5 protein-coding genes are annotated in these 10970 nt (G+C 46.4%); all 5 read right to left on the reverse strand.

Annotated elements, in window-relative coordinates; all coding sequences use genetic code 11:
• Positions 1-110: 110 nt before the first annotated feature.
• The 5 genes from dnaE to PLE34_RS21900 all read right to left on the reverse strand — a co-directional run bounded on the left by dnaE (position 111) and on the right by PLE34_RS21900 (position 10897).
• Complete coding sequence (gene dnaE / locus PLE34_RS15265) at positions 111-3767, reverse strand: DNA polymerase III subunit alpha (protein ID WP_324558343.1); 3657 nt, start codon at positions 3765-3767, stop codon at positions 111-113.
• 50 nt (positions 3768-3817) lie between these two features.
• Positions 3818-5974, reverse strand: coding sequence for a c-type cytochrome domain-containing protein (locus tag PLE34_RS15270; RefSeq protein ID WP_324558344.1), 2157 nt, complete (start codon positions 5972-5974; stop codon positions 3818-3820).
• A gap of 72 nt (positions 5975-6046) precedes the next feature.
• Positions 6047-7501: a DUF1501 domain-containing protein gene (locus PLE34_RS15275; protein WP_324558345.1), complete on the reverse strand. Its 1455-nt coding sequence runs from the start codon at positions 7499-7501 to the stop codon at positions 6047-6049.
• A 135-nt stretch (positions 7502-7636) separates the two neighbouring features.
• On the reverse strand, positions 7637-9958 hold the full coding sequence (locus tag PLE34_RS15280) for a PSD1 and planctomycete cytochrome C domain-containing protein (RefSeq protein WP_324558347.1): 2322 nt from the start codon (positions 9956-9958) through the stop codon (positions 7637-7639).
• Positions 9959-10645: 687 nt separating this feature from the next.
• On the reverse strand, positions 10646-10897 hold the full coding sequence (locus PLE34_RS21900) for a GIY-YIG nuclease family protein (protein WP_502875865.1): 252 nt from the start codon (positions 10895-10897) through the stop codon (positions 10646-10648).
• Positions 10898-10970 lie beyond the last annotated feature (73 nt).

Genomic DNA, 10970 nt, shown 5'->3' on the forward strand with positions numbered 1-10970 from the left:
GGTTTTTTAATGTATCGTTTGTTATACCAGCCTGCAAATTTAAGTCCATTATACCAAATAAGATGATATGTCATTATCCACACCTGTGCATTAGACAATTTGACCCTCTCCTATTTTTCTAAAGCAGTGACCTTCACTTCAATATCGGGGTTTGTTTCTAAGAAAGCAGCCATTTCGTCATTCATTTCAAATCCTTTTTCTAAGGTATACATGCTCACTTTCCGGTTTAACCTGGGTTCTGATAATACAAACCTGATGGCCGACTTACCCGGGAACGATCTTACATTATTATCAATAAAATTCATCATTTCTTCTGTTAAAAGCTTGGGATGCAGCTCAACCTCCAACTGCCGCGTTAACATTCTTTTCACGGTTTCAAGCAACATTACACTGTTCAGCTTAAATTCAAAATCCGTTGCGCTGTTCCACCGCGCCTTAAAATTACCTGTGGCAAAAAGTACGTTACCGAGGCTGAAATGATCTTTAAACCGTACATAGTCTTCCCCAAACAATGCCAGCTCGGTTTTGCCTGAATAATCTTCCAGCGAAAAAACACCGAACTGCTTTCCGTTGCGTGTGGTGCGGTGCTGCGCATCGGAAACCAGTCCCGCGATCCTGAATTGCCGGAAAGGATTTGAATGACTTAACAGCGTATCCTTAAATTCAATGAAATCCGCGATAGTGGTAATGCCATAATGCTTCATTTCAAAACTGAAATGATCTAACGGATGACCGCTTAAAAAAATGCCTGTAATAGCCTTTTCATGATCCAGCCATTCCGTTAAGGTCCAGGGTGTGCAATCGGGTAATTTTGGGGGCATTACATCGGGCATCTGCAAGTCGCCAAATAAAGTGTTGGTGGTATTGGCCGACTGGCTTTGATATATATTGCCGAATTTGATGATCTTCTCCAGTCCTGTAGATGTATCGCCCTGCGGGATATAAAAGTATTGCGCCCGGTGTATATCGCTAAAGCAATCAAAAGCGCCTGAATACGCCAGGCATTCCAACGATTTTTTATTAACCATCCGCTGGTTAACGCGTTTTACGAGATCAAAAATGGATTTATAATGTCCTTTTTTCCGCTCTTCAATGATCCCTTCTATGGCCGCCTCTCCCACGCCCTTCAATCCACCCAGTCCAAAGCGGATTTCACCTTTTGCATTAACGGCAAAACCTTTTTGCGATTCGTTAATATCGGGTCCAAGCACTTTCAGCCCCATGCGTTTGCATTCTTCCATGAAGAAGGTTATTTTTTCAATGGCTCCCGCATGATTCAGCACGCCTGCCATATACTCGGACGGATAATGCGCTTTTAAATAGGCGGTTTGATAAGCTACTAATGCATAACAGGTAGAATGCGATTTATTAAAAGCATACTGGGCAAATGCTTCCCAGTCTGACCATACCTTCTCCAGCACTTTTGCATCGTGTCCTTTTGCCGCAGCCCCGGAAATAAACTGGGCCTTCATTTTATCCAATACCGATTTTTGCTTTTTACCCATGGCCTTACGCAGCACATCTGCATCGCCCTTGCTGAAGCCCCCCAGCTTTTGCGACAATAGCATCACCTGTTCCTGGTACACGGTAATACCATAAGTATCCGATAATATCTCCTCCATTTCGGGCAAATCGTAGGTAATCTGTTCACGCCCGTGCTTGCGGTCAATAAAGTTGGGAATATAGGCCAAAGGTCCCGGACGATATAGCGCGTTCATGGCAATGAGATCGCCAAATTTATCCGGCTTCAGCTCACGCAGGTATTTTTGCATACCCATACTTTCAAACTGGAAAGTACCGTTGGTATCGCCGCGTTGATATAAGTGGTAGGTTTTTTCATCATCTAACGGGATCGTATCGAGATCTATAACTCTATCATGATTTTGTTTGATAAGCTGTAATGCCGTTTTAAGAATGCTCAGGGTTTTTAATCCCAGGAAGTCCATCTTAAGCACACCCGCTTCTTCAATTACGCTTCCTTCAATTTGTGTAACCCACAGATCAGAATCTTTGGCCACCGCAACCGGTAATAATTCGGTAAGGTCTGTAGGCGCTATAATAATACCTGCCGCATGTATGCCGGTATTGCGTACCGACCCTTCCAGTATTTCGGCTTCATGCAGCACTTTGGAATGCATATCATTGCCGTTATAGAACTGGCGCAGCTTTTTTACATTTTCAAGGTCATCGGCCGACAGCCCTTCTTTTTCTTCCAGCGATTTCTCGCCTTCTTTGGCATTAAGCGGCGCATGCAATACCCGCTTCAGCGAAATACCCGGACGTTCAGGAACCAGCTTGGCTAATATATTGGAATCGGCCAGGGGCAGATCCATTACACGCGCCACATCCTTAATGCTCATTTTGGCGGCCATGGTACCATAGGTAATGATCTGCGCTACCTGGTTCTTACCATATTTATCCACCACGTATTCAATTACTTTCTGCCTGCCTTCATCGTCAAAATCCGTATCAATATCGGGCATGCTTTTACGGTCGGGATTAAGAAACCTTTCAAACAGCAGGTTATATTTTATGGGATCAATATTGGTGATGCCTATGCAATAGGCAACAACGGAGCCCGCAGCGGAACCACGCCCCGGGCCTACAAAAACACCAATATCCCTTCCGGCCCTGATAAAATCGCTCACGATCAGGAAGTAGCCCGCGAAGCCCATGGACTTAATGGTGAACAGCTCAAAATTAATACGTTCTTCCACTTCGGCCGTCATGGGGTCATAGCGCTTTGCGGCACCTTCATAAGTAATATGCTTCAGGTATTCCCACTGGTTGAGGTTATTATCTGTATGAACCTGGAATTCCTTCGGGATAGGAAAATTAGGAAGCAGGATATCTCTCTTCAGATCAAGCAGGTCTATCTTATCTACGATCTCTCCGGTATTGTAAATGGCTTCGGGCAGGTCGTGAAATACCTGTTTCATTTCCTGCGTGGTCTTAAAATAGAACTGGTCGTTGGGAAAAGCAAAGCGTTTATTTTTTACCGCGATATCATCATCCGAAAATTCACGCAAAGCGGGTGTGGCCTGCTTTTCGCCGGTATTAATGCACAGCAGGATATCGTGGGCATTAAAATCTTTCTGATCTACATAATGAGAGTCGTTGGAAGCAATGATCTTAACATTATATTTTTTAGCGTATTTCAGCAATACGGCATTCACTTTTTCCTGTTCGGGTATGCCGTGCCGTTGCAATTCCACGTAAAAATCCTCCTGGAAAATGTTCAGCCACCATTTAAATTCATTTTCACCTTCCTCCTCCCCTTTCTTTAAAATGGTTTGCGGCACCAGCGCGCCTAAGCAGCAGGTGGTGGCAATGAGTCCTTCATGATATTTATGGATAAGCGCTTTATCGATGCGCGGGTACTTGCTGTACATGCCTTCAATGAAGCCCAGCGAGGTGAGCTTACTGAGGTTACGGTAGCCGGTTTCATTTTTGGCCAATAATATCTGGTGATGCCGCGGGTCTTTTTCTTCTTTTGAAAATACTTTACGAAGGCGGTTTTCCGTAATATAAAACTCACAGCCTACAACAGGCTTTACTTTTAAGGGACTTTTTTTATCATTGGGATCAACCCTGTGCTTATATGCTTCCGCCACAAAAGCAAATACACCAAACATATTGCCATGATCACTGATAGCCAGCGCCGGCATTTCATCCTTTATCGCCTTTTGATACAATCCGCTGATAGATGCAGCGCCATCCAGCAGGGAATATTGGGTATGAACGTGGAGATGGGAAAATTGGCTCATGGTGCAAATTTCGCAAACTTAAGGCAACATTTGTGTTTGCATTTTCCACATCAGTTCAAAAACATTTCATCTACCAGCAGCAGCTTTTTGTGCTCACCCTCCGCATAGGGCCGGGCAACGATTTTAAGGCATGACACGGTTTGTGGTTTAAAGCTTCCTTCTACCAGCTTCAGCGAGGGGGCATCGCCTTTGGCAGGAAGCGGCGGCTTCATTTTAACCAGCAGCTTCATCCGGCGCTCATTTTCCCCGCCCCAAACTTCTACCCATGCGGGAGGATAGATGCCGGTAGCTTCCTCGATCATATAATGTAATCCAACGGAAGACAGGGTAACCGGCTGTTTAAATTCAGACACCAACGCCATATCATTATGGCGTACACCGGCAAAATAATTGGCCCATGCCGGATTATTGGCGCCGATAGCACCCAGCTTCGTATTAAAGAACGTGTGGGCGCCCTCTGCCTGGTGAACGCTGTTTAAGGGATAAAGCAACCGAACACTATCGGGTATATACGCGTTCCGGAAAAAACCAAATTCCGCTATGTCGCTGGAGTACCAGCCTTCCTTAAACGCTTTGGCCCTGATGGTGGTATTTTCGGTGAGAACGGTTTGGGGATCAAATAACCTGGCGTGTATACTGTCCGGATCACTGCCATCCGTGGTATAATACAACTGCACGCCTTTTATGGGGTGCATCAACTGCAGCGGCAATTGCCCGTCAAATACCACACTGCTATTCGCTACTTGCGGCGGATTGAGCTTAAGCGGATTGCTTCCATCATCCGTAAATCCCTTAATAAATGTTATGGCAGGATAGGCTTTTTGTAATTGTTCGGCTTCGCCGGGCGCTATTCCCGTATTCCATACCGAAATGGTTTCAAGGCTTTTAAACAGGGGCAACTGCGCTTTCAGTTCATTATATTTTACTCCAGTGCCCGATAGCGTTAACCGCTTCAGGTGCTTAAGCGGCGCCAGTTCCTTCAACCCATTTGCGGTTATATCCGTAAAATTCAGATCTAACTTACGCAGGTTCTCAAACTGTCCTATGATCTTCATATCCTCATCGGTAACCGGCAGCTTATTAAGATTGAGCGCTACAACCTGCTTCCGGACCTCCGTTAATGCTTCCAGTTGCTTTTTCGTGTAGGCGGCCCTGTTATAAATATTCACTTCTAAGGCAGGAGATGCTTTCGCCAATGGTGTAATAGTAAGGTAGTCCGTGTTCAGCTTTGCAATTGTTTTTTCATCAGCCGCAGCAAAATCAAACTGCTCTTCCTGTACCTTCGCCGGTTCCAGCACAGCAGCGGCCAACAGCCGTAAAGAATCATCCGGAGGTAATTCCATTACTTTTTGTGTAAAAGGTGTTTCATTCCTTATCCATACGGTAAGCAGCGCAATTTCATTTTCAGTAAGCTGAGCCTTCCCTTTGGGCGGCATATGCTTTTTCTCTTCTAACGGAAGATGTACCCGTTCTAATAGCAGGCTGATACCGGGATTTCCCGGAACAAACAATTGACCTGTTTTTCCCCCTTTGACGATGGATGCGGAATCGGCCAGTATTAATTCTCCTTTCAGCTTATCGGGATTATGACAGCTTATGCATTTTTTTTCAAAGATGGGCCTTATCACATGATCAAAAACAATAGCCTGGTCAATGGGTACGGGAGGGGCTTCATAGTACACAGATAGTGGTTGCAGTATGAAATCCTCTCCGTGCGTTAAGCTGGCGCCGAAATGGCCCGTAAGCATAAGCGAAACCACAGCCACAACGCCTGCCGCTTTCGCTACGATCCCTTTATACCATGATTTACCGGCGGCCAGGTATATAAGGGATGCCAGGAAAAAAATACCTGCTCCTGTCCATTTATGCCATTGTAAAGTATCGCCCGAGTAACCTTCTTCCTTAGAAAGGAATAGCCCCATTACCACTGTAACGCCTGAAAGTAAAGCGCCCGACAACAGGAGGTTTTGTGAAAACACAGGATAAAAATTACCGGAACTCCGGCCGGAAGAAGCCGCATACCACTGGAGGGCTAAGGCCAGCAACAGCAGCACTATGGGAAAGTGAAGCAGCAGCGGGTGCATACGGCCAACAGGCTGCAGCCAGGCCGGCACCTCCAGCTTGTTTTCAAATAACAGCAGGAAAGCAATGAATATATTGAATACGATTAATAACTGTTCCGCAAAAAGCTTTACTCTTTTATTCATTTACACGCTTATTCATCATTAAAAACCGGTTGGTTACATTGAAAGGTTAAACCTGGTATGTCAAACAGTTGCTTAACTGATAATATCTTTGACTACCACACCTGAAACATCCGTTAGCCTGTACCTGCGGCCGAGATGCTTAAAGATCAGCTTTTCATGGTTCAGTCCTAACTGGTGCAGAACAGTGGCCTGGAAATCGTGCACATGCACCGGGTTTTTTATAATATTGTATCCCAGTTCATCGGTTTCTCCATATACCATACCGGGCTTAATGCCGCCGCCTGCCATCCATATGGTAAAGCAACGCGGGTGATGATCCCGCCCGTAATTATCAGCCGTAAGCCTGCCCTGCGTATAGCTGGTGCGGCCGAATTCCCCGCCCCATATTACAAGCGTTTCGTCTAACAGTCCGCGTTGTTTTAAGTCCGTAACCAATGCCGCTGAAGCCTGGTCTACATCCATCGCCTGTTTGGCTATTTCAAAAGGAAGGTTACCATGCTGGTCCCATCCCTGGTGGTATAATTGCACGAAGCGAACGCCGTTCTCGGATAATTTACGCGCCAGCAAACAGTTGGCGGCATAGGTTCCGGGCACGAGGCAATCGGGGCCGTATAACTTAACAATGTCATCCGGTTCTTTCGACAGATCCATTACCTCCGGTATAGCGGTTTGCATCCGGTAGGCCATTTCGTATTGCTGTACTTTTGCCGTTATTTCCGGGTCGCCAAACGCCGCATACGACATTTGATTCAACTCAGACAGGTTATCGAGCATTTCCCGGCGTTCACTCCTGTTCATTCCTTCGGGATCGCGCAGATACAGCACCGGGTTCTCTCCTTTACTGAACTGCACGCCCTGGTGAACGGAATCTAAAAAACCATTCGACCAGAGTTTGGAATATACTCCCTGCCCGTTACCTACACCACGGGATAGCAATACCGTAAAGCTGGGCAGGTTTTTATTTTCATTGCCCAGTCCGTAGCTCAGCCATGAACCCATGCTGGGCCGGTTGCCCTGTTGTGAACCTGTTTGTAAAAACGTAAGCGCAGGGTCGTGATTGATCGCTTCGGTATACATGGAACGTACAATGCAAAGATCATCCACGATCTTAGCGGTATAAGGCATCAGGTTGCTTACCCACGCCCTTGATTCTCCGTATTGTTTAAAGTCAACAAACGATCCCACCAAAGGAAAAGAAGACTGGTTGGCCGTCATACCCGTAAGTCTTTGCGTTCCCCGCACTGAAGGAGGAATTTCCTGCCCCATCATTTCCCTGAGCTTCGGCTTATAGTCGAACAGTTCCTGCTGCGACGGAGCACCGTTCTGGAACAGGTAAATCACCCTTTTGGCTTTGGGCGCAAAATGCGGAATACCGGGCGGTAAGCCCGCCTCTTCGGCGCCGGCACTTTTAAACAAATCAGGCATCAGCAAAGAGCCCAATGCCACGCTCCCCACACCCAGGCTCATGGCCGATAAAAACCGCCGCCTGTTCCATGTAAGCCCGTGTTCAATAATTTCTTTGTGCATAAATCATGTATTAAAACGTACGTACTAAGCTGTCAGCTATGAGCCATCAGCTTTCAGCGAAAGTATACTAATAACGATCTGATTCTTTCTTACCTCTCACGTTTCACTTCTCACTATTCACCCTTCACCTCTCCCCTACGATTTCATAATCGTTTCTTCCAGGTTATAAATAGTTGATATCACCCGCATCATGGCCGCCAGCGCTTTTTTATCTACCTGTTCATTAACGGGATGTTCGCCTATGGCCAGCATTTTCTCAGCAGACTGATCTTCTATCGTTTTAAGCTGTTTGTTATAATAATTGGTCAGCACTTCTAATTCTTTTTCGGCCGGCTTCCTGCAAACGATCAGGCGAAAAGCTTTACTGATCTTTTCTGCGGCGTCTGATTTTTCTTCCAGCAGCGTAGCGGCCAGCACCCGCGAAGCTTCCAGTACGGCAGGATCATTCATCATTACCAGCGCCTGCAATGGCGTATTGGTCTTTAGCCTTTTTACTTCACACATATCGCGGTTGCTGGCATCAAAAATTGCCATCGTGGGTGGCGGCACGGTACGTTTAATTAAAGTATACATCCCCCGCCTGTACAACGCCGCTCCATGATCCTGCTTGTATACCGATAAAAGTCCCCGGCCCGAAGTGGCGCCTTCCCATAACCCTTCGGGCTGGTAGGGCTTTACACTGGGGCCTCCTATGGTTTTATTCAGCAGTCCGCTGCTGGCCAATACCAGGTCTTTGATCAACTCCGCGGGTATGCGATACCGTGGCCCGCGGGCAAGCCATATATTTTCGGGATCGGTTGCCAGCTTTTCTTTACTGATAACAGCCGACTGGCGGTAGGTTGCGGAAGTAACCATTTGTTTTACCAGCCGCTTAATATCCCAGTTATGTTCCATAAAATCCACAGCCAGCCAGTCTAACAATGCGGGGTGTGAAGGCAGCTCTCCCTGCATTCCAAAATCGCCCGAAGTTTTAACAATGCCTCTGCCAAAAAACTCCTGCCATAATATATTTACATACACTCTTGCAGTAAGCGGGTTCTTTTTATCAAACAGCCATTTGGCCAAGCCCAGCCTGTTCTTAGGATATGCCTCGCTAAATGGTAAGATCGCGGCAGGGGTTGCCGGCTCTACTACCTCTCCCGGCAAATCATATTCACCGCGTTGCAGGACATGCGTTGGCCGCACCGTATCAAGGTCGCCCATAACCGACACAATGAGTCTGTTGGTATCGGGCTTATTGATGAAATCCAGGATGGTTTTGGCATCTTCATTACTGATCTCCATCAAAGGCTTTTTGGCATAGGTTTCCGGTCCGCCGATCACCGATTCTATACCTACTTCTTTTACATTATTAAAAAAAGCAAATAGCTCATAATATTCTTTTTGTGAAAAGGGATCGTATTTATGATCGTGGCAATGCGCGCATTCCAGCGTAACACCCAATAACCCTTTACCAAAAAGATCATTACGGTCTGTTACATACATGATGCGGTATTCTTCAGGAATTACGCCGCCTTCTTCCGTTATCTTATGGTTGCGGTTAAAGCCCGTAGCCAGCAATTGTTCTTTGGTAGAGTTGGGGAGCAGGTCGCCCGCCAATTGCCAGGTTACAAACTCATCGTAATGCATGTTTTTATTGAACGCATGGATCACCCAGTCGCGCCAGGGCCATTGGGTGCGGTAGCCGTCATCCTGGTATCCATGGGAATCGGCATACCGTGCCAGGTCGAGCCAGTGCAGCGACATTTTTTCTCCGTAAACGGGATCCTTCAATAACCGGTCTACCATTTTTTCATAGGCATCAGGGCTATTGTCTGCCAAAAACGCATCCATCATTTCCAGCGTGGGCGGCAAGCCGGTAATATCAAGACTAAGTCTTTTTAATAACCTTTCCTTATCGGCCATCTCGTTAGGAGCCATTCCTTTTTGCTCCATTTTTTGTGCAATGAAATGATCTATCTCGTTCCTTGGCCAGTTGGTATGCTCCACTTCAGGAACTGCAGGCTTTACGGGTGCTACAAACGCCCAGTGCTTTTCGTACCTGGCGCCCTGTTTGATCCATTTTTCAATGAGCCTGATTTCATGCTGCGATAGTTTTAAATTGGAAGACGGCGGAGGCATCAGCAATGCCGTATCACTGGTGCTTATGCGAAGAAAGGCCTGCGACAATTCCGGCTTGCCTGCAACCAGGGCATGGGCATTAGGGTTTTCCTTCAGTGCTTTAAAGGCGCTTTCGGGATCATCCATCCGCAAACCCGCTTCTCTTTTATTGGCATCGGGGCCGTGGCATGCAGAACATTTGTCGGATATAATGGGGCGGATATCAAAATTATAACTCACCACATCGGGCATTTTTTCGGCAGCATTACTACCGCCGCCATTATCGCAGGATGGAAAAGAAGCGGCAATGCCTCCTATGAGGCATACGAGAAATCCAGTTTTTTTGCAGATCGTCATATGGCAATAGACTTATGCTTCATAATAAAAAAGCAGCACTTCAGGCGAATATATCCTTAATCCTGATTTTCCTGTCCTGCTCCATGCTGTCCCCTGTTGAATAGCAGTATTCAGTAAGCTTTTGGGTCATTTATTATCCACATCAAATATACCAATAAAGACCGGGATTCCATCGGCTGTGAGCCGCGAGGGCGTATTTCAATTTTTCGCTCCATGTACAACTTTCCGGTCGGTGAGACACCGACCGGTAGCGGGTTCTACAGGTGGGTGTCACCACCCACCTGCGAAAATTTGAAATGCGCCCAGCCGCGATCAATCAGCTTTGCGGAAGTAAAGCGCCGCGGAATATGAAGTATCATTAGCCCGGCGCCGGGGTTTCATGGCTGGGATACAAATATTAGTAACTGTACATTATTGGGCAGGATCAGATGACGATGCAGTTCGACGGCGGTTGGGGCTGTCTCAAAAGTAATATTTTGCCACGAAGTAATTAAGCATGAAGAAAATAAAGCCAGAGGATCAGGACTTTGTGCCCCTGTGTCTTAGTGGCATATCTTCTATACCGGCTCTTTTGAGACAGCCTCCGAACACAAAAAAAGGTTTCAACAAATTTGCTGAAACCCTTTCTTATATTATGGAGGTTACCGGAGTCGAACCGGTGACCTTCCCGCATGCTTGCGGGACGCGCTAACCAACTGAACTGATCAGCCACTCAATATATTTCCGGCTCTTTTTCTTTTTGATTTCAGTCTCTCTTTTAACTGCCTCACTCCGCGTTTCAAAAACCTCTGAATAAACCAATAACCAGTCGTTCGCTTTTTTAGTCGACTTACTTCCAGAATTATTATGCCGAAAAAGTCTGTCTTCCATAGCTTCACTCTGACCAATGTAATATTGATCTAAAATGGTAGAATGTAAAATGTATACCGTAAACAACATAAACTAAAAAAGACCCACTGTAATGCGGGCCTTTATTGGTGGTGGAGGTTACCGGAGTCGAACCGGTGACCTT

The organism is Agriterribacter sp. (assembly GCF_035445465.1).
Taxonomy (GTDB): domain Bacteria; phylum Bacteroidota; class Bacteroidia; order Chitinophagales; family Chitinophagaceae; genus Agriterribacter.